Annotated in this window: 22 protein-coding genes; 6 read left to right on the top strand and 16 right to left on the bottom strand. The window is 42.7% G+C overall.

Translation table 11 applies throughout. The features are described 5' to 3' along the window. Positions 1–14 precede the first annotated feature (14 nt). Together LQ216_RS15425 and LQ216_RS15420 are read left to right on the top strand one after the other, a co-directional pair. The gene (locus LQ216_RS15425) at positions 15–662 is read left to right on the top strand and encodes an acetoin utilization AcuB family protein (RefSeq protein WP_230130359.1); all 648 of its coding nucleotides are present in this window, start codon (positions 15–17) and stop codon (positions 660–662) included. Then, on the top strand, positions 659–1846 hold the full coding sequence (locus LQ216_RS15420) for an acetoin utilization protein AcuC (RefSeq protein WP_230130358.1): 1188 nt from the start codon (positions 659–661) through the stop codon (positions 1844–1846). The genes LQ216_RS15425 and LQ216_RS15420 overlap by 4 nt, the downstream gene beginning before the upstream one ends. Positions 1847–1873: 27 nt before the next feature. On the opposite strand, the gene ccpA is transcribed toward LQ216_RS15420, so the two are convergent. Both ccpA and LQ216_RS15410 read right to left on the bottom strand, forming a co-directional pair. Beyond that, entirely contained in the window at positions 1874–2875 is a 1002-nt protein-coding gene (ccpA, locus tag LQ216_RS15415) for a catabolite control protein A (RefSeq protein ID WP_230130357.1), read from the bottom strand. Positions 2876–3230: 355 nt separating this feature from the next. Beyond that, on the bottom strand, positions 3231–4307 hold the full coding sequence (locus LQ216_RS15410) for a bifunctional 3-deoxy-7-phosphoheptulonate synthase/chorismate mutase (protein ID WP_230130356.1): 1077 nt from the start codon (positions 4305–4307) through the stop codon (positions 3231–3233). Between the two features lie 248 nt (positions 4308–4555). Here LQ216_RS15410 and LQ216_RS15405 point away from each other — a divergent pair, with 248 nt between their 5' ends. Then, positions 4556–6712 carry a cell division protein FtsA gene (locus LQ216_RS15405; RefSeq protein WP_230130355.1) on the top strand — a complete coding sequence of 719 codons (2157 nt, stop codon included), beginning with the start codon at positions 4556–4558 and terminating at the stop codon, positions 6710–6712. Between the two features lie 70 nt (positions 6713–6782). Here LQ216_RS15405 and LQ216_RS15400 read toward each other — a convergent pair whose 3' ends face one another. From LQ216_RS15400 to LQ216_RS15375, 6 genes are all read right to left on the bottom strand, one after another. Next, positions 6783–7577 (bottom strand): ABC transporter ATP-binding protein, encoded by a 795-nt coding sequence (locus LQ216_RS15400; protein WP_230130386.1) that lies wholly within the window; start codon positions 7575–7577, stop codon positions 6783–6785. Beyond that, positions 7561–8586, bottom strand: coding sequence for an ABC transporter permease (locus LQ216_RS15395; protein WP_230130354.1), 1026 nt, complete (start codon positions 8584–8586; stop codon positions 7561–7563). Before LQ216_RS15395 ends, LQ216_RS15400 begins: the two co-directional genes overlap by 17 nt. A gap of 16 nt (positions 8587–8602) precedes the next feature. After that, on the bottom strand, positions 8603–9616 hold the full coding sequence (locus LQ216_RS15390) for an ABC transporter substrate-binding protein (RefSeq protein WP_230130353.1): 1014 nt from the start codon (positions 9614–9616) through the stop codon (positions 8603–8605). Between the two features lie 153 nt (positions 9617–9769). Then, entirely contained in the window at positions 9770–10096 is a 327-nt protein-coding gene (gene ytxJ, locus LQ216_RS15385; RefSeq protein WP_230130352.1) for a bacillithiol system redox-active protein YtxJ, read from the bottom strand. Positions 10097–10206: 110 nt separating this feature from the next. Further along, on the bottom strand, positions 10207–10761 hold the full coding sequence (locus tag LQ216_RS15380; protein ID WP_230130351.1) for a YtxH domain-containing protein: 555 nt from the start codon (positions 10759–10761) through the stop codon (positions 10207–10209). 22 nt (positions 10762–10783) lie between these two features. Beyond that, positions 10784–11290 (bottom strand): DUF948 domain-containing protein, encoded by a 507-nt coding sequence (locus LQ216_RS15375; protein WP_230130350.1) that lies wholly within the window; start codon positions 11288–11290, stop codon positions 10784–10786. Positions 11291–11564: 274 nt separating this feature from the next. Between LQ216_RS15375 and LQ216_RS15370 the strand changes: the two genes are divergently transcribed. Then, the gene (locus LQ216_RS15370; RefSeq protein WP_230130349.1) at positions 11565–12680 is read left to right on the top strand and encodes an aminopeptidase; all 1116 of its coding nucleotides are present in this window, start codon (positions 11565–11567) and stop codon (positions 12678–12680) included. Positions 12681–12917: 237 nt separating this feature from the next. Here the strand turns inward: LQ216_RS15370 and murC are convergent, their stop codons facing one another. The 5 genes from murC to LQ216_RS15345 all read right to left on the bottom strand — a co-directional run bounded on the left by murC (position 12918) and on the right by LQ216_RS15345 (position 19794). Further along, complete coding sequence (gene murC, locus LQ216_RS15365) at positions 12918–14225, bottom strand: UDP-N-acetylmuramate--L-alanine ligase (RefSeq protein WP_230130348.1); 1308 nt, start codon at positions 14223–14225, stop codon at positions 12918–12920. Positions 14226–14462: 237 nt separating this feature from the next. Next, the gene (locus LQ216_RS15360) at positions 14463–15560 is read right to left on the bottom strand and encodes a nicotinate phosphoribosyltransferase (protein WP_230130347.1); all 1098 of its coding nucleotides are present in this window, start codon (positions 15558–15560) and stop codon (positions 14463–14465) included. Between the two features lie 94 nt (positions 15561–15654). After that, on the bottom strand, positions 15655–17904 hold the full coding sequence (locus tag LQ216_RS15355; protein ID WP_230130385.1) for a DNA translocase FtsK: 2250 nt from the start codon (positions 17902–17904) through the stop codon (positions 15655–15657). A gap of 484 nt (positions 17905–18388) precedes the next feature. Beyond that, positions 18389–19195 carry a DUF1444 domain-containing protein gene (locus tag LQ216_RS15350; protein WP_230130346.1) on the bottom strand — a complete coding sequence of 269 codons (807 nt, stop codon included), beginning with the start codon at positions 19193–19195 and terminating at the stop codon, positions 18389–18391. A 287-nt stretch (positions 19196–19482) separates the two neighbouring features. After that, positions 19483–19794: a thioredoxin family protein gene (locus tag LQ216_RS15345; protein ID WP_230130345.1), complete on the bottom strand. Its 312-nt coding sequence runs from the start codon at positions 19792–19794 to the stop codon at positions 19483–19485. Between the two features lie 163 nt (positions 19795–19957). Between LQ216_RS15345 and LQ216_RS15340 the strand changes: the two genes are divergently transcribed. Then, positions 19958–20401 carry a YtoQ family protein gene (locus tag LQ216_RS15340; RefSeq protein WP_230130344.1) on the top strand — a complete coding sequence of 148 codons (444 nt, stop codon included), beginning with the start codon at positions 19958–19960 and terminating at the stop codon, positions 20399–20401. An 18-nt stretch (positions 20402–20419) separates the two neighbouring features. On the opposite strand, the gene LQ216_RS15335 is transcribed toward LQ216_RS15340, so the two are convergent. Together LQ216_RS15335 and LQ216_RS15330 are read right to left on the bottom strand one after the other, a co-directional pair. Beyond that, entirely contained in the window at positions 20420–20953 is a 534-nt protein-coding gene (locus LQ216_RS15335; RefSeq protein WP_230130343.1) for a DUF84 family protein, read from the bottom strand. A gap of 19 nt (positions 20954–20972) precedes the next feature. Beyond that, positions 20973–22046: a M42 family metallopeptidase gene (locus LQ216_RS15330; protein WP_230130342.1), complete on the bottom strand. Its 1074-nt coding sequence runs from the start codon at positions 22044–22046 to the stop codon at positions 20973–20975. 190 nt (positions 22047–22236) lie between these two features. Between LQ216_RS15330 and LQ216_RS15325 the strand changes: the two genes are divergently transcribed. After that, positions 22237–22551, top strand: coding sequence for a PepSY domain-containing protein (locus LQ216_RS15325; protein WP_230130341.1), 315 nt, complete (start codon positions 22237–22239; stop codon positions 22549–22551). 19 nt (positions 22552–22570) lie between these two features. Here LQ216_RS15325 and trmB read toward each other — a convergent pair whose 3' ends face one another. Next, positions 22571–23242 (bottom strand): tRNA (guanosine(46)-N7)-methyltransferase TrmB, encoded by a 672-nt coding sequence (gene trmB / locus LQ216_RS15320; RefSeq protein WP_230130340.1) that lies wholly within the window; start codon positions 23240–23242, stop codon positions 22571–22573. Between the last annotated feature and the right edge of the window lie 34 nt (positions 23243–23276).

Genomic DNA, 23276 nt, shown 5'->3' with positions numbered 1-23276 from the left:
AGGAGGCTTATAGGATGAAAGTTGAAGAAATCATGATAAAAGACATGATCACTCTTAGGGAAACCGATACAATACATGAGGCCGTCATAATAATAAAGGAAAAGCAAATCCGGCATATTCCGATTGTGAATGATCAATTCCAACTTATTGGTTTAGTCAGTGACAAAGATATTCGCGTGGCGGCACCCTCTATTTTCCGTACAGAAGAATTCAAAGAAGATTTGCAAAAGCCGCTTGGCACGATTATGAAAACCGATCTCATCACTGGTCATCCTCTGGACTTCGTAGAGGAAGTTGGCGCTGTATTTTATGAAAATCGTATAAGCTGTCTCCCGATTGTAAAAGAAAATAGATTAGTAGGGATGTTAACCGGAACTGATTTATTGCATTGCTATGTAGAACTGACTGGAGCACTTCAGCCGGGCTCCCAGATTGAAGTAAAGGTTCCGAATAAGGCAGGAATGCTTCACGAGATTTCGTCGATTATCAAAAAAAGAAATGCCAATATCCAAAGTGTGCTCCTATACCCATACAAAAACGATGAAGCGTATAAAGTCCTTGTAATTCGTATCCAAACAATGAATCCATTTATGGTGGTGGAGGATTTAAAAAATGAAGGCTACACAATTTTGTGGCCAAGTTTACCGGGGATCCCTTCATGAAGAAAAATGCAGTGTTTGTCTACTCCGATGCACTTTTAACTTATAAGTTCAGTGACAAACATCCCTTTAACCAGAAAAGGCTGCAATTAACGCTTGATTTATTAAAAAAACACCATGCAATCACTAACGAGGATATTGTTGAACCAAGAATAGCTACGGATGAAGAGCTGGAGCTCATTCATGACCCAGGGTATGTAAACGCTATCAAGCTTGCCGGGCAAGGTAAGCTCTCAGAGGAAAAGGGAGCAAATTTCGGAATCGGCACGGAGGATACACCTATCTTTTCGATGATGCATGAAGCAAGTGCACTGCTTGTCGGGGGTACCTTGACTGCGGTCGACCAAGTGATGACTGGTCAGACAAAGCATGCATTGAACCTGGGAGGCGGGCTTCACCATGGTTTCAGAGGGAAGGCCTCAGGCTTCTGCATCTATAATGATAGCTCAGTTGCCATCAAATATATGCAGGAAAAATATAATGCAAGAGTGCTCTATGTTGATACCGATGCCCATCATGGGGACGGGGTGCAATGGTCCTTTTACGATGACCCCAATGTTTGTACGTTATCGATTCATGAAACTGGGAGATATTTATTTCCCGGAACCGGCAACATCAATGAGCGGGGTCAGGGAAAAGGCTATGGCTATTCATTCAACATACCTGTCGATGCCTTTACGGAGGACGATTCCTGGCTGGAAGCATACACCGCCGCATTCCGGGAAGTAGCCGAGTTTTTCAAACCGGATGTCATTCTGACACAAAACGGGGCAGATGCCCATTATTATGATCCGTTGACCCATCTTTCCTCAACCATGAAGATATACAAGGAAATACCAAAGCTTGCTCATGAAATGGCCCACGAGTACTGTGACGGCCGCTGGGTAGCTGTAGGCGGCGGGGGATATGACATCTGGCGTGTCGTTCCGAGGGCATGGTCTTTGATCTGGTTGGAAATGACGGAGAACAGAAAGAACACCGGGGCCCTACCGCCGGATTGGATTGAACAATGGCAAACAGAGTCTCCAGTAACACTCCCTATGGAATGGGAAGACCACGCGGGCATCTATCAGCCAATCCCGCGCAAGCCTGAAATTATGGAAAAAAACAAGCAAACGCTTGAAAAAGCGCTCTATCCCATTAGATCTAATCGGAAGACTTCGACATCAAATGGAAGCTTTAAATGAATCAAAAAACGTCCCGAGGGACGTTTTTTATTTGGTGGATTGACGTTTTTCTATCCGATGTGGAAGGACAACCTTTTCCTGCTCATCCGCCATTTCCTTATTCATCAATTTCGTTAATAATCTCATGGCTACAGCACCGATATCATAAAGGGGCTGGACAATGGTTGTGATTTGCGGGCGAACCATCAGCGTCAAGCGGGTGTTATCAAAGCTGATTACCTCAAAGTCATCCGGAACTTGATTACCCTTATCCTGAGCTGCGTGAACGATTCCGAGTGCCATCTCATCCGCACCAACAATAATCGCTGTCGGTTTTTCGGATGCTTCAATAAGCCTATCAAATGATTCAATGCCTGAATCATATGTATAATCCCCATCCACCACATAAGATTCGTCGAAAGGTAAATTCGCGCTCTTCAATCCTCTTTTATAGCCTGCTAATTTTTTTGCATTAATAGGCTCAGACAGGTTTCCGCTGACAAAAGCAATCTTTCGGTGTCCCTTTTCAGCGAAGAAAGTTACAGAATCAAAAGCTGCCGCCTCATAATCAATATTCACAGAAGGAACCTGACCGGTGTCTTCCACAGATCCCGCAAGCACAATTGGAACAGGAGATTTTTGAAATTCCTCAACATGCTCATTGGTTATATTGGAACCCATAAATACAATGCCGTCCACTTGCTTGCCAAGCATCGTATTTAATAAATGAAATTCTTTTTCTTGATTTTCGTCTGAGTTACTTAAAATAATATTATATTTATACATCGTAGCGATATCTTCAATCCCCCTGGCCAATTCAGCGTAGAAAATGCTGGAGATATCAGGGATGATTACACCGACAGTCGTCGTTTTTTTGCTTGCCAATCCTCTTGCTACTGCATTCGGACGGTAACCCAAGCGGTCAATGACATCCAATACCTTTTTTCTGGTGGCCGGTTTAACATTCGGATTCCCGTTAACAACTCGCGATACCGTGGCCATTGAGACGCTAGCTTCACGGGCCACGTCATAAATCGTTATATTATTCATTTTTACCACTCCTTCATTTCCTGTATTTTTCCCTGAATATAAATTGTTTATTTTGGTTCTTTTCAATCTCTATCTGCTATAGGGCATTAAAAAAGCAAGAATAACAATATGGAATGTTCACGGTTGAACAATAATAGATAGATTATCGGAACAAATAAATGATTTACGATGAGAAAACACACTTTTATGTATATAATCATACGACAGCAACCCATTTACTGCAAATGTATCTGTCTTACTTTTTGGCGAAAATTGTAGAATTTGTACTATATGGTGATCTATACCAAGAAAAACAGCCCTAGCAATCGCTACATAAGGGCTGTTTTTCGTTCGAACTATTTAAAAATGGTATCGGTCAAACCGTTACCCAGTTCTGCTTTTGGATTTCACGGTAGAACTCCTCAAATTGGTCAAAGTCCATTTGCTGGGCCGAATCTGATAAGGCCACAGAAGGATCGGGATGAACCTCAGCCATAACACCGTCGGCCCCGATGGCCAAAGCAGCTTTTGCGGCTGGAAGAAGCAAATCACGTCTACCAGTAGAATGGGTGACATCGACCATGACCGGCAAGTGCGTTTCCTGTTTCAGAATCGGTACCGCTGATATATCAAGCGTATTGCGTGTCGCCCGCTCATATGTCCTGATTCCTCTTTCACAAAGAATAATATTGCCATTTCCTTGAGCCATGATATATTCTGCTGCGTTGATGAACTCATCAATTGTCGCAGCCATACCGCGCTTTAGAAGCACTGGTTTATTCACGGCTCCCGCCGCTTTCAGCAATTCAAAGTTTTGCATGTTTCTTGCGCCGATTTGGATGACATCAATATAATCAACAGCTGTTTCAATGTCATTCGGGCTAACGATTTCACTGATGACTGCCAGTCCGTACTCATCCGCAACGCGCTTTAAGATTTTCAAACCCTCTACGCCCAGCCCTTGGAAATCATAAGGCGAAGTACGTGGCTTATAAGCGCCTCCGCGCAATAATTTAAGACCTTTACTCTTTACTACTTCCGCAACCTTTGCAACCTGTTCATAAGACTCGACCGCACACGGTCCAAATACAAAGCTTGGTATACCATTGCCAATCAACTCACCTTTAAGATTGATTATCGTATCTTCTGGCTTTTTCTTTCTTGAAACCAATAAGGCTTTTTTATGATCGTCCTTCTGAAGGTCCAGACCGAGCTTAAAGATTTCTTTGAAGATATGTTTAAGGGAAGCCTGGTCAAGCGGTCCGTTATTATTGGACTCAATCAAATCGAGCATCTTTCTTTCACGAACCGGATCATAACGGTTCACACCTTGTTTTTCTTTAACGCGGCCGATTTCCTGTACCAGTTCTGCACGCTTATTAATAAGCTCTAGTAATTCAAGATTAACGTCATCCAGTTTACCACGCAGTGTTTCAAGTTCTGTGTTGCTCATCATAATCCTTCCTTTCGCCTTTTAAGATACGTCCGGTTCGACAATCATCAGTCCTGTTCTAACTGAACGAGTGATGACAATCTCGCAATTGCTTCCGGCTGCTTTAATGAATAGAGAAAATATGATACATTCTTATATAATTAGAGATTATTATATATGATATAAAGTAGTATGTCACTATTTTTTTCTTTAATAATTAAACGCTTTTAAGCGCTAAAGTATACTTTCATAAAGAGAAGGTGTTTTCATTGCAGGAAAAGATATTCGCACTTGATATTGGTACTCGCTCCGTAGTTGGCATCATTCTGGAAAAGCAGGATTTACATTTTCATGTCAAAGATATCCTGACAAAGGAGCATACTGAACGGGCCATGCTCGACGGACAGATCCATGATGTAGTCGCCGTCTCAAAGGTCATTCAAGAAGTAAAAGCTGAACTCGAGAAAAAGCATGGCCTTTTACATAAAGTTTCTGTTGCTGCGGCAGGGCGGGCGCTTAAAACAGAGCGGGCAACAATTACAAGCGATATCAAAGGGAAGCCAATGATGAGTCGTGAGGATATCCTTCATTTAGAATTAAGTGCTGTTCAGCAGGCACAGGCCCTCGTCGCGGAAAAAAATACCGCGCATGCTTTGTCCCATTATTATTGTGTCGGTTATTCCGTTTTATATTATCGCCTTGACGGACAAGAAATCGGCAATTTAATCGATCAAAGAGGCGATGAGGCTTCAGTCGAGATCATTGCGACTTTTCTGCCAAAGGTAGTCGTTGAATCGCTTGTCGCCGCCTTAAAGCGGGCCAATCTGGAAATGCAGGCTTTGACCCTCGAGCCGATTGCCGCGATAAATGTCCTCATTCCCCAATCGATGAGAAGATTGAATGTGGCCCTGGTGGATATCGGGGCGGGCACTTCAGACATTGCGCTTACTGATTCTGGAACCGTTATCGCCTATGGTATGGTTCCCGTTGCTGGAGACGAAATAACGGAAGCGATCAGCGACCAGCTTTTGCTTGATTTCCCTCTTGCGGAAAAAGCAAAGCGACAGCTGACCGAGCAAGAGGAAGTCACAGTGACAGATATTCTTGGGTTTGAAACATCCTTACCGAGACAAGAAGTCATAGCACAAATTTCCCCTGCCCTTGATCGCCTTGCTGAGGCAATATGTACCGAAATATTGTCATTGAACAGCGACAAGTCACCAAAAGCGGTAATGCTCGTTGGCGGCGGGAGTTTAACGCCTGAGCTTCCTGCCATTCTAGCCGATAAGCTGGCTCTTCCTGCAAACCGGGTCGGAATCAGGGACTTGGATGCGATACAGAACCTATCTTTAGCTGATACGCTGACGAAAGGGCCCGAGCTTGTGACACCAATCGGGATAGCGATTGCCGCCCACCAAAATCCGATTCAATATATGAGCGTCATGGTCAATGGCCAGGCTGTCAGATTATTCGATATGAAACGAATGACAGTAGGCGATTGTTTACTTACCGCGGGAATCAAGTTAAACAAATTATATGGAAAACCCGGTATGGCGATGATGGTCAACCTGAACGGGCAAATCGTTACCATCCCGGGCGTGCATGGAAAAAAACCGTTCCTGCTTTTAAACGGAGTGGAAGCGTCATTGGATGACGAAGTAAAAAATGATGACGAGATAACCGTCGAGAAAGGAATGGACGGCTTTTCATCTTCTGTACGCGTTTATGATCTAATCGATCATGTACCGAAAAAAGTCATGACGATAAACGGTAAGAAGTATACGCTAGAAGCTCAAATTATGAGCAACGGCGCTGTCATAAGCGGTAATGATCTTGTGAAAGACAGGGATGAGATCATTTGCCGCCTTCCGCAAACCATCAAGGAGGCTCTTTCATTGCTTTCCTTGGAGTATCTGCTTATCCATGTCAAGCCATTTGTAATAAGGATAAATGAGAATGACAAACAGATTAGCCATTTTTCCGGAAAGATTGAGAGAAATGGACGGCAGGCACAGCCGGGGAGCCCGTTTGAAGATCGAGATGAAATCAACGTAATAGCTGCTTCAATCCCAAGTATTGCTAATTTGGCAAACGCCATCAACGTACAAATGAATCACTCCATCCCTGTCACTTTCAATGGAGAAAGAATCATATTATCGAAGAGTCTGACTGAATTTTATCACGACGGGGAGCTCTTGGCAGAAGAAGATTTGATTAAGAACGGCGCTGTTTTAAAGTGCGTCCAGCGTAAAATAGAACCGTTTCTTTTTCAAGATATTTTCAGGTTTGTAGAAATCGATATGCCCAATACGTCAAATGGCCGGTTTTCCCTTTTGAATAATAATCAAGAAACTGGATTTGATCAACCGGTTTCCGCCGGTGACGAATTAAAAATCGTTTGGGCGACGATGCCGCATCGTTTGTAATTTATATTTGTCCGGACTGGTGATACCAATAAAGGGCCCTCTCTTTGTGATGAAGAGAAGGCCCTTTTTATTATGTCAATAGCGCCCGGTCGTTTGCCAAGCGTGTTCCGCGGATGCTTTGGAACTCTTGCATCAAGTTTTCAATTGTTAATGTTTTTTTCTTTTCCTCGTCAGCTTCTAAAATGATTTGCCCTTTATCCATCATGATCAGCCTGTTTCCTAAATCCAAAGCTTGCTGCATATTATGGGTAACCATGATCGTAGTTAATTGATACCTTTCCACGATCTCTTTCGTCAATGAAGTAATCAGCTCGGCACGTGATGGATCTAGGGCTGCTGTATGCTCATCCAATAAGAGGATGGAAGGCTCCGTGAAGGTTGCCATCAGCAAAGAAAGCGCCTGTCTTTCTCCCCCCGACAGAAGGCCAACTTTAGCTGAAAGCCTGTTTTCAAGGCCGAGATGAAGTGTTTCTAGAACTTCCTTAAAGAATTCTTTTCTTTTTTTCGTTACTCCGCTTTTTAAGGTTCTTCTTTTATTGCGGGAATAAGCCATCGCTAAATTTTCCTCAATCGTCATTGTCGGAGAAGTTCCGGCCATCGGATCCTGGAAAACTCTCCCGATCAATTTGGCGCGCTTGTATTCTGGGAGATAGGTGACATTTTTTGTTTCAATTTTCACTTCCCCTAAATCCGGCTGCAGCATTCCTGAGACAAGGTTCATCAGTGTCGATTTTCCCGCCCCATTACTGCCAATCACTGTTACGAAGTCCCCTTGTTTCAGATGAAGATTAATATGATCCAAGGCTATCTTTTCGTCAGATGTGCCTTCATTAAAAACCTTATGAATATTACTCAGCTGTAGCACTTGTGTCACCATTCCCTTCTGCAGGAACACGCAATGATTTTCTGTGTTCAGCCTGTCTGCGGGCTTTTCGTTTCCGTTCTTTATATCCGTCCCTAATCTTTGGAAGAACGAGGGCGAGTATCACAATGAAAGCCGTAATCATTTTTACATCGCCAGGCTCAAAGAATTCAACCCTGAGTGCAAGCGTCACAACTATTCGATAGATAATCGCGCCGCCGATTACTGCCAAAGTAGCCCGGGCGATTGTTTTTACCCCAAACAGGGCTTCTCCGATGATCACGGACGCAAGACCAATGACGATCATCCCGATCCCCATCCCGACATCTGCGAATCCGCCTTGCTGCGCAATCAATGAACCAGAAAGCGCGACCAATGCATTCGACAAACCGAGTCCTAATACAATCATGATATTCGTATTGGCAGAAAAGCTTCGGATCATTCTTTGGTTGTCTCCTGTTGCCCGAAGCGCCAAGCCAATTTCTGTCCGGAGAAAAAGATCGGTTAAAATTTTTATGATAAAAGTAATCACAAGCATGAAAAGCAAAATGCTCCATGTCTGCGGCAGGCTATCCCCTAGTCCGATTGCCGCTAGAGCATTATTTAGTGCCGTATCGATACCGATGTTGCTCCAGGCATCTCTGATATGTGTAAAAACGGAATTTGTATTGAGCAAAGGAACATTCGATCTCCCCTCCATAATTCTAAGGTTAATAGAATAAAGGGCGATCATCATTAATATTCCAGATAATAATGAATTAATTTTACCAACCGTATGCAGAAGCCCTGTCAAGCACCCGGCAAGGAAGCCGGTTAACATCGCAACGACTGTTGCCGTAAATGGATTGACCCCGTTTACAATTAAAATGGCTGCTGTAGCTGCCCCGGTGACAAAGCTGCCGTCAACCGTCAAATCAGGAAAATCCAGAATTCTGAAAGATAAATAAACGCCAAGTGCCATAATGGCATAGATGATTCCCGATTCAAATGCAGAAAACAAAGCTGTGAACATCGTAAATCATCCTTCCTTATTCTCCTTCATAAATTTCGCCGATTTTCTCCCACTCCGGCTTGATCTTCACTCCCTGTGTCTCTGCAGCCTTTTTATTGATCATCAACTTCAAGTCTTTTGGAAGTTCAACCGGTATGTCAGAAGGTTTCTTTTCGCCTTTCAAGATAGCCGCTGCCATTACACCGGTTTGATAGCCAATATCGGCGTAACTAAACCCGCTCGCTGCAACTGCCCCTTTTTTCATGGAATCCAATTCACCGACAAACAACGGAATCTTTTTGCTGTTTGCAACTGAAATAACAGATTCAAGGGCAGAAACAACTGTGTTATCTGTCGGGATGTAAATGGCGTCAACTCTTCCTACTAATGATTCAGTTGCCTGTTTGACTTCTGCAGTTGTAGAAATGGATGTCTTTATAAGCTTGGCGCCATTTTTCTTTGCCAGCTCTTCCACCTGCTCCACCTGAACCACTGAGTTTTGTTCACCTGAATTGTAAACAACTCCGATCTTCTTGGCGCCGATTTCTTTTGTAATGAAATCAATTGTTTTGCCCGTTGCATCGGGATGATTATCAGTCGTGCCTGTAATATTGCTTCCCGGTTTGTCCAGTGCTTCAACCAAACCTGCCCCAACCGGGTCTGTTACGGATGTGAAGAGGATCGGAATCTCTTTGGTAGCATTTAATGCGCTTACTGCGCTTGGCGTAGCATTCGTGAATATTAGGTCAACCTTATCGCCTACAAAGTTATTCGCAATCGGCTGGGTGTTATTCTGGTCACCCGAAGCGTTTTTGAAATCAAATTTCACATTTTCGCCTTCTTTAAATCCATTGTCTGCAAGACCCTTCTTAAATCCTTCAGTCGCTGCATCCAACGAGGCGTGCGGAGCAAATTGAGTCATCCCAATCGTATACTGCTTTTTCTCGTCTGCTTTATTTCCATTGTCACCGTTTGAAGCGTCACTGCTGCAACCCGCTAAAGCGAGAAGGCCTGCAAGGATTAATGGTACTGCACTTATTCTCTTTTTCACTAGAAAATCCCCCTTGTTTTTAGGTACCGCAAAAAATGTTATATTCTAAAAATTTAATATATAATGTATGAAAAATCAACCATTCTTTTTTTATCATTCTTTAAATCAAAAAAAAAAGCCTCTCCCTGATTGGGAAAGGCTATTCATAATACTCTATGATTTTAGTGCGTTTGATAAAGATTCGTTCGTGATTTTCCAATGGGAAGCATTCCAAACAGGTTCACCGTTTTTAAATAAAATTGCTTGCGGCGTTTCATGTTTTATATTGAAGGTGTCCGCTACATAATTGGAAAGCGGGCGGGCTTCTTGCACTGCAAGATAAGCAGTGTTAAGGTCAGCATGCTCTTCAAGGAAGCCTTCATACTCTTCAAAAGCAGCACCGCTTACAGGGCATGTCAGGCTATGCTTGATAAGTAAAAAGCTATCCTGCTTTGCCAGTTCCTCAAATTGTTCTTGTGTTTCAATTTTCCTTGCAGTCATTTTTCTTTCTCCTTTCATCGGTTACACATAAAAGCGATGAAGTCATCTTACCACTTCATCGCCCTCTATGCCAAAAATCCGGCTTGTCCGTATTCGTTTTGGAACATATATTAATTGTAGCGGTTTTCGGTTTCTTCAAACGCCTTTTTTGTTTCATCCAGCTTCAACTTGGCCGCATTGCTGCCTGGTGTCGTGGCGGAAGAAGAAGTTGCATCAGCGGTAGATGTGCCGTTAGAAGCAGCTTTTAAATCAGTTGTCGGGGCCTTTGAAGTGGAATAGTCGCTTACGCTTCCACCACTGTCTTTAGAAGAAGATTCTCCGTTGTTTCCTTTCATGTCTTTTACTTTATTCATCAAGTCCGCTGATTTGTTTGTTACCATTTCGGTTACATTGTTCGTTTTTTGCTTGGCAGTCTCAGCAAAACTGCCCCCTCTTTCCATAGCTGTTTGTCTAAATTGCTCCGTTTTATCTGATAGATTTTTTGCTTGAACATTTAAGTCATTGCGTAAATCCTTGCCGGATTTAGGGGCCATGAAAAGAGCAGTGGCCGCTCCTACTACCCCGCCGATCAATGCTCCCATAATGAAATCCTTGGTGCTTGTTTGGTCTTCCTGGTAAGGCCTTTGGTAATCTCTTGTGTATTCCGGATAATCTTTTTGAGTCATGAGTAATTGCTCCTTTCAGATTTTAATGCGATCTTAGAAATCTCTTTTTTGCTAAATTATCTGTTTCTTCTACTCTCGTTTCTGTGAGGGATGTAGTCTGAACAGCAGGCAGGTTCGTTTTTTTTCGTGCTTTCCATTTATCACGGATTTCCATTGCCACATTGCTCCATTGAACAATTTGAGAAATCTTTTCCTGATTGTTATCAATACCCGTCTGTACTTTATCAGACACCTTTTGGATCGATGAATTAAAGTTTTGAATCGATGTTCCCACATTCTTTACCGCGTAAACGACTGAATTCAGGTTTTCTGATTTCTTTTGCAGATCCTCTGCAAGTGCGTTCGTTTTATGAAGGAGAGACGCTGTTTCAACCGTTACCCCTTGCATTTGCCTTTCAAGGCCATCCAATGTGTGTGCTACGCTATCAAGCGTAGCCTGAAGAGATTTTAATGTCCTTGATAGGAATATAACCAAAACTAAAAAAGCAATCGCTGCTATGGCAGCACTCAAATATAATATGACTTCCATAAAGCACCTCCAATGATTGTTTCAGTACATCGTACCGTTTATGTTGTAATGTTTAAATACCACGTTCCCTTTTATTATAAACGTATTTATTTTTTCAATATAGTCCCTAAAATTCCTGCCTTTCATAAAATCTTTGCTTCTCATTCATTTATTATTTCTAATAGACACTATTTTAACCGATAAATGCTATTATTTTTAGCATTGAAAAGTGAAATTAATCATTTTTCCGGTTAGAATATATAAGAAATTAACATTTACATATGGAGGAATGATTATGAAGGACCCTAGAATAGAGAGGCTTGCGAAGAACTTAATCAATTATTCGGTCAAACTTCAAAAAGGGGAAAAGGTTTTAATTGAAAATTTCGGCCTTCAGCGCGAGCTTGTCACAGCACTGGTGAATGAGGCCTATGCCGCCGGCGGTTATCCTTTTGTTAATTTGAAGGATCAACAGGTAGACCGTGCGTTACTGTTGGGCGCCCAGGAAGTGCAATTTAATATGATGGCCGATTTCGAAGCTGAAGTGATGAGCAAAATGGATGCTTATATCGGGCTTCGCTCTGGTGATAACATTAATGAGCATGCCGATGTTTCTTCTGACAAGATGGCGATCCATGGAAACACCGTTTTTAAGAAGGTGCATAGGGAAATTCGTGTACCAAAAACAAAATGGGTCGTTCTCCGCTATCCGACTTCCTCCATGGCCCAGCTGGCAAAAATGAGCACTGAAGCGTTTGAGGATTTCTATTTTGATGTATGTAACCTCGATTACGGAAACATGAGCGATGCGATGGATAGCCTGGTTGAATTGATGGACAACACAGACAAAGTCCGCCTGGCAGGTCCCGGGACCGACTTAACCTTCTCCATTAAGGGCATTAAAGCCATCAAATGTGCCGGCGAGTTAAATATTCCTGACGGCGAAGTGTACACAGCTCCTGTGAAGGATTCCGTAAACGGCGTTATTACGTACAATACTCCTTCTCCTTACCAAGGCTTTACTTTTGAAAATGTGAAATTGACTTTCAAGGATGGAAAAATTATTGAAGCAACAGCAAATGACACAGAGCGTATCAACAAAATCTTTGACACAGATGAAGGAGCGCGTTTTATCGGTGAATTTGCGATCGGCGTGAACCCGTACATTCTCCATCCGATGCAGGATATCCTGTTTGATGAGAAAATCGACGGCAGTTTCCACTTTACGCCGGGACAATGCTATGATGATGCTTACAATGGAAACCAATCCAATATTCACTGGGATATGGTCAATATTCAACGGCCTGAGTACGGCGGCGGTGAAATTTATTTCGATGACGTATTAATCCGCAAAGATGGCCGTTTCGTTCTGCCTGAATTGGAAAAATTAAATCCCGAAAATTTGAAATAAGAATAATTCCGATTTCGGGCATATACTCTGGATTTCGATCATATATTGCGAAATTCGGTGATATATCTGATTTCGGTGATATGTCCAGTTTCGGTGATATATTCTGAGTTTCGGTGATATATCCTAGATTTCGTTGATATATTGTGAATTTCGGTGATATGTCCTACCTTCAGTAAATGAATATTGAATATTCAGAAGCAAAAAGCGGAAATCCATCAAACTGGATTTCCGCTTTTCTTATTGTACCTGCTGAATTAACTTTTCATAAGCTTCCTGGAATTTTTGAATATCCCCGGCACCCATAAATAAAATCACGGCATTAGAATGCTTTAATAACGGAGCGGTATCTTCTTCACTAAGGATTTCCCCACCTGGAATTTTCTCTCGTAAATCCTCAATCGTAAGCTTGCCTTGATTTTCACGGGCGGAGCCAAATATTTCGCAAAGATATACCTTATCCGCTAAATTAAGCGCTTCGGCAAATTCCCCTAGGAATGCTTGGGTGCGAGTGAAAGTATGCGGCTGAAACACAGCTACGATTTCCCGCTCCGGATATTTTTGCCTCGCTGAATCTATCGTTGCTCTAATCTCGGTATGGTGATGTGCATAGTCATCAATTATAATTTGGCTTCCCGCTGCTTTTTCAGTAAAACGGCGTTTTACTCCACTGAATGTTAAAAGCTGAGCTTTGACCGCTTCTGTATCCAAGTTCTCATATTTACACAAGGCAATAACTGCAAGTGCATTCAGTACACTGTGATTGCCATATGTCGGGATCGTGAATGTTTCATAATACGTATTCCTGACAAAAACATCGAAGGTCGTTCCTTTTTCAGAAGTTGTTATGTTTCTTGCTTGAAAGTCATTTCCCTCGGCAAATCCATAGAAAATCACCGGTACCTTTGCCTGGATACGCTGAAGCTGTTCGTCGTCCCCACAGGCAATGATTCCTTTGTTCACTTGCAGCGCCATCTCCTGAAACGCCTGAAAAACGTCTTCAATATTCGCATAATAATCAGGATGATCAAAATCAATGTTTGTCATTATAGCGTAATCCGGTACATAAGAAAGGAAATGCCGGCGATACTCACATGCTTCAAATACAAAATATTCCGCATCCTCTACACCTTTACCCGTGCCATCTCCAATTAGGAAGGACGTCGGCTTTGGCCCGCTCATGACATGCGAAAGCAAACCGGTCGTTGACGTCTTGCCATGCGCTCCGGTTACGGCTACGCTTATGAAACTCTTCAGGAAATCACCAAGGAAACGGTGATAACGGATTACAGGTAAGCCAAGTTCCATCGCTCTTGTGATCTCAGGGTGTGTATCAGGAAAAGCGTTCCCGGCGATGATTGTCATACCCGGCTGTATATTTTCTTCACTGAATGGAAGGATTTTAATTCCGGCCGTTTCTAAAGCAATCTGTGTAAAAAAATTTTTTTCATAATCGGAACCCTGAACATCTAGATTCATATCATGAAGCACCTGTGCCAGTGCACTCATGCCCGAACCTTTGATTCCAACAAAATGGTAAGCAGTCATAAATAGAACCTCCACCAGTCGTCTATCTGTATGACAGTATATGACGTTTTCTGTTATTTGCCTATCAATGGACAGAGCGTAAGGCTCCATTTACCCATAATGATGGCTTAATTCTTTGCTGTTTCATTTAGGTTTTCTACTTCAGTCAATGAAGCCAATTATATCACTTTTTCCGCATGTCGACTATGTAAGGTGCATGCCAATAATTAAAAACTTTGGAAATTCCCTGTTCGACATCTATTCCACTCTTTCAAGTCTTGGATTCGGGCGGTATCTGCGCCCCTCTTTTGCCTGATGTTTACCATTCAAAAGCACATTATCGCCAGTGAAGCTCACGGTAATTTTCAAGAGACTGCTGCCAATTCCGTACAAATCGACGGGAACACCAGCTTGCTCAAATTCCTCGATCCTCTCTTTGGTAAAACCTCCGCTTACAAGGATGCGTACATGTTGAAAGCCTTCCTCATCAAGCGCCTTACGCAACGCAAATACCAGCTCTGCGTTCACTCCTCTTGGATCAAAAGTACCAAGCAGATGTTGATTCCTAACAAAATATTTATCGATCATTGTTTTCGATGTATCTATCCGGACCCCGCGCAAAGTATCACCAAAGGCTCTGGCTAGCTTCAATGAATCGGTAATCACGTCATTGTTATAATCAACAAGCGCGATCAATTCATCTTCTGGGTATTTTTTATGATAAGCTTCAGAAGCTGCGACAATATCGCCATTAAATAGCTGAATAAGCGCATGCGGCATCGTCCCCATACCCTTTTTGCCCCACCATTCGCTCATGGCATGAGTAGCCTGGGCAGTGGCTCCGCCAATATAGGCGGCATAGCCGTCTCCGGCCTGCTGTGTAAAATGGTCATCGCGATCACCCATGAAAATCACAGGTTTTTGTGTTCCTGAATGAGCTGCGGCCTTTACAACATTATATACATTTGTGGCTACGGAAGTTCTGCGGGCGAGAATGCCATCAATGATCCCTTCTAGATAGCCGAATTCCTGATAAGGTCCCGTAATCGTAAGGACCGTTTCAAACGGACTGATTTGATCGCCGTCTTGTAAAGAGTGAATTTCAAGCGAATCAGGATGGTCCGCGAATGTCTTGATCAATGCAATCACTTCATCTGTTCCGCACAGTACGGCATGTTTTCTTTGAAAGAATTGCATCGTTACGGTATGATCGGGACAAAAATCTTCAGCGATTTCTTTCGTTTTTAGAAAATAAACGGCCGAAAACCATCCCTCCTTCACTCTTTCATCAAATTTAAAAGTATGATTCGTTAACCTCTTGATTTCACCCTTCAATTTCAACTCGATTTCCTTCATCCAAAGTGCTCCCCTAATTCCTATTCAAAGCCCTTAGCTTAGTTACCATTTATGATATCCAAAATTATAAATGATCGCGGCCCGATTGATGACGTTAGTTTTCGCCATTCGTCTCAAGGATATATTCAAGTTCCTCTTCAGATATTAACACATCGCGAGGTTTGCTGCCTCTTGATTCAGAAAGAATTCCTTGGCGTTCCATCACTTCAATCAATCTTGCGGCTCTGTTATAGCCTACATGAAACCTTCTTTGAAGGCTGGAAGCAGATGCGCCGTTCTGATTGACCGCGAATTCGCAGGCCTCATAAAATAATTCATCCGTCTCTTCAGAAACCTGGGCCTTGTTCAACAGTTCTTCCTGTGCAAATAAATAATTCGGCGCTTGTTCGTTTTTCACATGCCTCACGACTTGATCGATTTCTCCATCACTAACATATGTGCCTTGCAAGCGAACCGATTTCGAAGATCCATTTTCCGCGAACAGCATATCTCCTTTACCGAGCAGCTTTTCGGCGCCCCCGCTATCAATGATTGTACGGGAATCCACCTGTGAGGAAACGGAGAAAGCAATCCGTGTAGGAATGTTCGCTTTAATTAATCCTGTAATAACATCCACAGAAGGCCGCTGTGTGGCAACGATCAGATGAATACCGCATGCGCGAGCTTTCTGGGCAATCCGGCTGATCGCTTCCTCTACATCCGCAGGTGACATCATCATTAAATCAGCAAGCTCATCGATGATCACAACGATATAAGGCAGCTTATCAGCGTATTGCCCGGATTTTTCAGCCATTTCATTAAAACGACTGATATCGCGGACACCAGTATGGGCAAATAGCTCATAACGGCGCTCCATCTCTTCAACCGCCCATTTCAATGCCGCAGTAGCAGCCTTAACATCGGTGATGACCGGGCTTACAAGATGAGGAATGTTATTATAAGGCGCTAGCTCGACCACCTTTGGATCAATCAGCAGAAGCTTCAATTCCTGAGGTGTAGCTTTATACAACAAACTGATAAGCATCGTGTTAATACATACACTCTTACCCGAGCCTGTCGCGCCAGCGATTAACCCATGCGGCATTTTATTTAAATCAGTGACGATTGGCTCTCCGGAAATATCCAGTCCAAGCGCAACAGCCAGAGGTGATGTGTTTTTTCTGAACGCTTCACTTTCAAGCACCTCTCGTAAAAATACCGGTTTGCTTTTACGATTCGGAATTTCAATCCCGATTGTGTGTTTTCCTGGAATGGGTGCTTCCATCCGGATATCCTGCGCAGCGAGGCTAAGCTTAATATCATCTGATAAATTCGTAATCTTGTTGACCTTAACTCCCGGTTCCGGCTGTACTTCAAAACGCGTCACCGCAGGTCCCTGCGTTACATTTACTACTTTCGCCCTGACATTGAAGTTTTTCAGCGTGTCATTTAATAATTGCGACTGATTATTCAACCACTCCCGATCACTTTGGGCATAGGCCGGTGGTGTCAGCAAATTAATGGATGGGAAAGCATAATAAGGTGCCTCTTTTGCATCGTCATCTTTACTTTTCATAGCAAGTGCTTCTTCTTGTCTTTTATTCGTTTCATGCTCTAAACGGTTTTTTTTTACAAGTCCTCCACTTTGCTTCCAAACATCTTTATCTTGCTTTGTCATCATCACATTGAATGGGAGATGTTTTTTTCGCGGACGTCCTGTCTCCAGCTCTTCTTCGACCTTCTTTTCGGGATTTGTGGAAACAGCTTTTCCTTCGAATGCATGAAGTCGATTTTCACTTGAATCATTATATCTATCATGCTCTAACTCTGCAGTTTCACTATGTAGATTTGTGCCCAAGTCCGGTTCAGTTGTGGACACCCAGCTGTTATCAGGTTCAGCAACATCCTCTGATAAAACGGAAGACTGTGAAGAAGCAGCAACTTCAGACAATATTTCCTTTTCTTTTTTTCGGTAGATGGCAGGAACATCATACGGCTCTCTGTCCAGCTTTACAGGAGTTGGTTCCTTGCTTTTAAGCTCGAATTCAACTTTATCTTGCTCTTTAGGTTCTTTCTTTTCCGGTCGCTGCTCTAATCCGTAAATGGGAGATGGAGTTTCTGTAGGCCGGAACGGAATATTGGAAGGCTGAATCTTCCTCGGCTTATTTTCAACAGATACCGGAGCCACTTTTCTCCTCGTTTCAGTCTGCTCCTGGCGTCCTGTCCGCTTCTGTTCGGCAGCCCCGCCTCTGTGCTCTGCCTCTTTTTTTCTGTTTAACCGGTCATGGTCCGGTATCAATGGAAATTTAAAATTTCCTTTCGGGTATTGATAGAGAACCTTTGCATCCGGAGCGTTTGTTTTCATTGGAGAAATGGGTGCCGCCCCGGGTCCCACCTGAATTGATTTCGTTTTTTCCTTAAGGTTAGAAAAGTCCATCTTTTTTAATTTTTCTTTATCAATTGGTTCATCAAGGATAATTTCTTCTATTTCAATGATTTCTTCATCTTGAAACCAGTTTCTCACTTTTTTATACCATTTCAAAAATATCACTCTTTCTATCACTCATTCTTTACTCATTTTAACAGCATTTCACAAAATTTGTAGAAAAATTAACAGATTGGTACAATATGCGGATTGTTTGGATAACATTGGCTGTCAGGCTGCAATTTCATGGTTCCACCTACTTATCCCTAAGTAGTGATATTTCAAACATCAACTCTTATTTCGACAAAATTCTACACTTATTAATATAGGACAATAAAAAAAGGAGTAAAATTCCCATCTGATACAGCAATATCATTTGCTGTTTCCATGAAAATTCAACTCCGGCTTTATTGCTACCTAAGAATTATTGCTCGCGTTTCTTATTTTTCCCCAATATGAAGATCGGCTCAAGTCCATCTTCTTCATAAAGGAAAGACAATGCAGTGATCGGAACATGTCCGCTTGCAAAAAAGCTCATCGCCATTTGCGCCAATATATCATAGCCCGTATCGTTTTCGACATCCGCGATAATGATGACATCCTGATGGGGAATGGCGATTGCCATCGTGCCCTTCATTTTGCCTTTCATCTCTCTCAACCATGCTTCATTTAGAATTCTGCTTGCATCATATCCGTCGTTTGTATTCAGAAAGTAAAATGTATTTTCTGCCACCGTATCTGCCTTTACCGACGTGGCAAGAGAGCGGACGTTGAAGCGCGCTACCTGGCGAATCCGTTCAGTGTCCCAATTTTCTTTCTTTAACAGCTCCTCGTCTATCAGGCGGTACGTATTTCCTAGGTCCAGTGCATAATAAATTCTTGTCTCCGCTGTATGCTCATCGAAGAAAAACCGGTTCCCTTCCGCAGCCTCTTCCGGAAATGATGTAGATCTTATAACAGGATAAATTTGTTTTTCGCGGCCTTCCAATGTATGCTCTTCCCCCATTACGTTCAACGCCTCTTCCACGTAATAGACGACTTCATCGACTGCTTTTTCCTTAAGTGTTTCCCACTTTGCGATAATCCCTGCCAATTCGATGGATATCCCTTTTCCTGTTGTGGTGTTTTCTATACGAAGAACATCTTTCTTGCTATCGAAGCTAAATGTCCGATTATCCGAACCAATTCGTTGCTTCAGCATGTCCTTCATTTTCCTTCCATCCATTTTCATTCTAGCTCCCCCCTCTGCTCCTGAGAATAAATTGCCCCCATCCATGGATGGGGGTAATAATTATTATTTCTGGTAGATTATTTGGATTTCTGCTCGATATCCGAATTTGTGCTCGATCATCACAATTTCTGCTCGATTATTCGGATTTGTGCTCGATTATCATATTTTCTGCTCGATTACCCGGATTTGTGCTCGATCATCACAATTTCTGCTCGATGCCCGGATTTGCCGCTCGATCATCATAATTTCTGCTCGATTATCACATTTATAAAATTCCTAAGCTCTAATTACAGCGATTGAATAAAATTTTCAATCTCCTGTTGCGTCTTACGGTCCTTGCTGACAAATCGGCCTAATTCTTTACCATCTTCATAGGCAATGAAACTCGGAATTCCAAAAACATCATTTGCCGCGCAAATATCGATGAATTCGTCCCGGTCTACATGAATAAAAGCGTATTCCGGATATTTCTGTTCAACCTCAGGCAGGAGTGGTTCAATTACTCGGCAATCCGGGCACCAATTTGCCGAAAATAAAAAGATATGTTTACCGGCGTTTTTCAGTTCATCATATTGCGCTTCTGATTCCAACTGTTTCATAAATCATTCTCCTCCATCGTATATCTATCATCAATCGTTAAAAGCTAGTGTTGTCCAATGCTATTTTGATAATACCAAACAAATAAGCACAGACCAAATAAAATGCAATTTAATGGTGATTATACTAAACTAAGTAACAACATATTAGTTTGGAGGCGACAGTATGAAAATGATCGTTTATTTGGCAGGTGAAATTCACACGGCTTGGCGAAATGAACTGAAGGAAAAAAGCGAGGCTTTGCAGCTTCCGCTCGAATTTGTCGGCCCGATGGAAAACCATGAACGTTCGGATATTGTCGGAGAGGAAATCTTAGGCCCTCAGTCTTCCAGTATATTGAAGGACGCTGCAGCTTCAAGCATCAATAATCTGCGTACTGAGCTGCTCTTAAAGAAGTCAGACCTTGTCATTGCTTTGTTCGGGGAGAAGTATAAGCAATGGAATACAGCAATGGATGCGAGTGCGGCCATATCTCACGGAAAACCGCTTATCTTGATCCGTCCTGAGGAATTGCACCATCCGCTTAAAGAATTATCAGGTAAAGCGAGCGTGACTGTTGAATCTGTAAACCAGACTTTAAAGGTTTTATCTTACATTTTTGAAAAATAAAATAAAAATCCTTGTCGCTTAAAGTGTATGACAAGGATTTTTCATGCATTTCTCGTTATATTCATATTGACCGATAAGCATTTTCATAATGTGTTGAAACATTTCAGCACGCGTAACCCGTTCATTTGTAAAGACACCGATGGCCCCTTCCTTTTTTCGGATGTTTTGCTTTTTTGTGAAATCGTCCATAACAGGTCCCAGCTCCTCACCTGCAATCAACCTTTGGGAGATATTATCGGGCAGTCGGACCCTGGCACCACCGGCAATCACGATGGTCCCATCCCGGTCAGCCAATGCTCCCCAATTGCAGACAAATAAACCATATTCGGTTTGGACAACTCCTCCTTCAAGGCCGATGCCAATCACAGCGTCGCTTTGTTTCAAACAATTTTTTGCACGGTTACCCGCTCCTTCAATCGTTTCCTCATCAGAGAAAGGCTGGTCAGCGACTCCTGATGGAACATCTAGCGAAATGACCTCTGCAGACTGGCCATATGCATCCATGACAGCCTGCGTCTTCGCCGGGTTCTTGCTTCCAATTGCAACTTTCAAGATTGTCTCCCTCCGAATGTTAACCATTGTCCTTAATGCTTGCCACCGTTGTTTTATCACATGCTCTTACAAGCTTGCCAAGTAGCTCGCGAGCTGCAGCATAATCATCGACATGAATCATGGAAGCATGCGTATGGATATATCGGGAACAAATTCCGATGACACCACTAGGTACTCCTTCGCCAGCGATATGTACTTTTCCAGCATCCGTGCCACCCTGGGAAACAAAATATTGATAGGGAATGTTATTGGATTCAGCAGTATCCAGAATAAATTCGCGCATGCCTTTATGAGTCACCATCGACCGGTCAAGTATCCGTAATAACGCTCCTTTTCCAAGCTGGCCAAATTCCGATTTATTCCCCGACATATCATTTGCCGGACTAGCGTCAACTGCAAAGAATATATCCGGTTTTACCATGAAAGCCGCTGTTTGGGCTCCTCTTAAACCGACTTCCTCCTGAACGGTTGCGCCCGAATATAAGGTGTTTGGCAATGTTTCATCCTTCAAATCCTTTAACAACTCAATGGCCAGACCGCAGCCGTAGCGATTGTCCCATGCTTTGGCAAGGATTTTTTTCTCATTTGCCATCGGAGTAAACGGTGTAAGCGGGACAATTTGTTGACCTGGTCTCACTCCGATCCTTTTCACATCCTCCTGATCGTCGGCACCGATGTCGATTAGCATATGTTTCATTTCCATTGGCTTGGAGCGCTGGGCTTCTGCAAGCAAATGCAGGGGAGTGGAACCGATCACGCCGATAACAGGGCCATTTTCAGTTATAATCTGCACTCTTTGCGCAAGCATTACCTGGCTCCACCAGCCACCAAGAGGTTGAAAGCGAATCATTCCGTTCTCTGTTATCGATGTCACCATAAAACCTACTTCGTCCATATGTCCGGCAACAAGAACCCGTGGTCCATCAGCACTTCCTTTTTTCACACCAAAAATGCTGCCCAAATTGTCCTGTACGAGCTCATCCGAATATTTATTAAGCTCTGAACGCATAAACTTCCTAACAGCATGTTCATTTCCGGGTGCACCAGGCAATTCAGTTAAAGTCTTAAACAGTGATAAAGTTTCCTGATCCATCTCACTACCCCTTTATCCAGTCAATTTTCACACAATTCCTATTCTACAGAAATATATGATGAGTTACCATATGAATGCTTGCCTGTTTTACGTTTGATCTTGAGAAGAGTGTTGTGATTATTAGGCATTCCGTTTATTCTTTTGTATACTATAAGAAGATTATTCAAATTTCAATTTGGAGGGGAACAGTATGAAGATAAGAACCTTGCTTCTAGGTGCTGCAGCTGGCTTTGCCGCGGGATATGTGACGAAACAAGTAGTGGAACAAACAGGTGGTCCTTCTCCTGAAAAAGTGCTGGAAAACGTAAAGTCAGCTGTCAAAAAAGATGGAAAAATATATGGCTCCTGGATTCTTATGAAGCCGGAAAATTATCAGAAGTTCGATTTGAATTATCAAGTGTATAAAGGCGGGATCACCCGCCATGAAAACGGGAAACCGGAACAATTTGAATTTATCGCCGACGCTACTACCGGGACGATTATCAATCTCACCAAAAAAGGCTGAATATAGTTAACAGGCTGACCTAATAGGGCAGCCTGTTTTTTAATTGGGACATTGACTTAAATTGTGCTTCAAGCCGATAGATTCTGTTTCCTTTTTGTGAGAATCTTTCTTCGTATTCGGTCATGATATTTCCCTCAAAATCACTGTTGTGCAAATCAAGGCTTACATATGTCAGTAGCATGCCGTATCGCGAAATACTCATGAGCGAAGATTCAAATAACCCCTGATTATCCGTTTTAAAATGAATCTCACCGTTATCCGGAAGAATATCTTCATACACCTGCAAGAAGGTCTCGTATGTCAGCCTGCGCTTTTCATGGCGTTTTTTTGGCCATGGGTCAGAAAAGTTTAGATAAACCCGTGAAACATCACCTTTGCCGAAAAAATCACGCAAATCATTGGCATTCACATTCATTAACTTTACATTTGGCAACTCAGCTTCTATAAGCCGATCGAGTGCTGACACGATGACATTTTTCGCCAGTTCGATGCCAATAAAATTAACATCAGGATGGGCTTTGGCCATTTCTGTGATAAAACGACCCTTCCCTGTTCCTACCTCTATATAAAGCGGATGATCATTCGCAAATACTTCTTTCCATTTCCCTTTGTGGCTATCGGGCTGCTGGATCAAATAATTTGGATATTCCTTTAATCTTTCTTCAGCCCAGGGCTTATTTCTTAAACGCATCGATGGCACCTCTATTTACCTATATCTTTTACAT

Origin of the sequence: Bacillus sp. CECT 9360, assembly GCF_918741275.1 — a bacterium.
Taxonomy (GTDB): domain Bacteria; phylum Bacillota; class Bacilli; order Bacillales; family DSM-1321; genus Peribacillus.
The sequence above is the reverse complement of the archived record's forward strand: the minus strand, read 5'-3'. Positions and strand labels throughout refer to the sequence as shown.

Bases quoted from the DNA above. Each gene is read 5' to 3' on its own strand.
- LQ216_RS15345 (WP_230130345.1), bottom strand. From the start codon at position 19,794: ATGAAACAGTTGGAATCAGAAGCGCAATATGATGAACTGAAAAACGCC.
- murC (WP_230130348.1), bottom strand. From the start codon at position 14,225: ATGACTGCTTACCATTTTGTTGGAATCAAAGGTTCGGGCATGAGTGCA.
- LQ216_RS15340 (WP_230130344.1), top strand. From the start codon at position 19,958: ATGAAAATGATCGTTTATTTGGCAGGTGAAATTCACACGGCTTGGCGA.
- LQ216_RS15330 (WP_230130342.1), bottom strand. From the start codon at position 22,046: ATGGATCAGGAAACTTTATCACTGTTTAAGACTTTAACTGAATTGCCT.
- LQ216_RS15420 (WP_230130358.1), top strand. From the start codon at position 659: ATGAAGAAAAATGCAGTGTTTGTCTACTCCGATGCACTTTTAACTTAT.
- LQ216_RS15410 (WP_230130356.1), bottom strand. From the start codon at position 4,307: ATGAGCAACACAGAACTTGAAACACTGCGTGGTAAACTGGATGACGTT.
- LQ216_RS15355 (WP_230130385.1), bottom strand. From the start codon at position 17,904: ATGAAAACAAACGCTCCGGATGCAAAGGTTCTCTATCAATACCCGAAA.
- LQ216_RS15350 (WP_230130346.1), bottom strand. From the start codon at position 19,195: ATGAAAATGGATGGAAGGAAAATGAAGGACATGCTGAAGCAACGAATT.
- LQ216_RS15360 (WP_230130347.1), bottom strand. From the start codon at position 15,560: ATGAAGGAAATCGAGTTGAAATTGAAGGGTGAAATCAAGAGGTTAACG.
- LQ216_RS15375 (WP_230130350.1), bottom strand. From the start codon at position 11,290: ATGGAAGTCATATTATATTTGAGTGCTGCCATAGCAGCGATTGCTTTT.
- trmB (WP_230130340.1), bottom strand. From the start codon at position 23,242: ATGCGTTTAAGAAATAAGCCCTGGGCTGAAGAAAGATTAAAGGAATAT.
- LQ216_RS15380 (WP_230130351.1), bottom strand. From the start codon at position 10,761: ATGACTCAAAAAGATTATCCGGAATACACAAGAGATTACCAAAGGCCT.
- ccpA (WP_230130357.1), bottom strand. From the start codon at position 2,875: ATGAATAATATAACGATTTATGACGTGGCCCGTGAAGCTAGCGTCTCA.
- ytxJ (WP_230130352.1), bottom strand. From the start codon at position 10,096: ATGACTGCAAGGAAAATTGAAACACAAGAACAATTTGAGGAACTGGCA.
- LQ216_RS15395 (WP_230130354.1), bottom strand. From the start codon at position 8,586: ATGTTCACAGCTTTGTTTTCTGCATTTGAATCGGGAATCATCTATGCC.
- LQ216_RS15370 (WP_230130349.1), top strand. From the start codon at position 11,565: ATGAAGGACCCTAGAATAGAGAGGCTTGCGAAGAACTTAATCAATTAT.
- LQ216_RS15325 (WP_230130341.1), top strand. From the start codon at position 22,237: ATGAAGATAAGAACCTTGCTTCTAGGTGCTGCAGCTGGCTTTGCCGCG.
- LQ216_RS15425 (WP_230130359.1), top strand. From the start codon at position 15: ATGAAAGTTGAAGAAATCATGATAAAAGACATGATCACTCTTAGGGAA.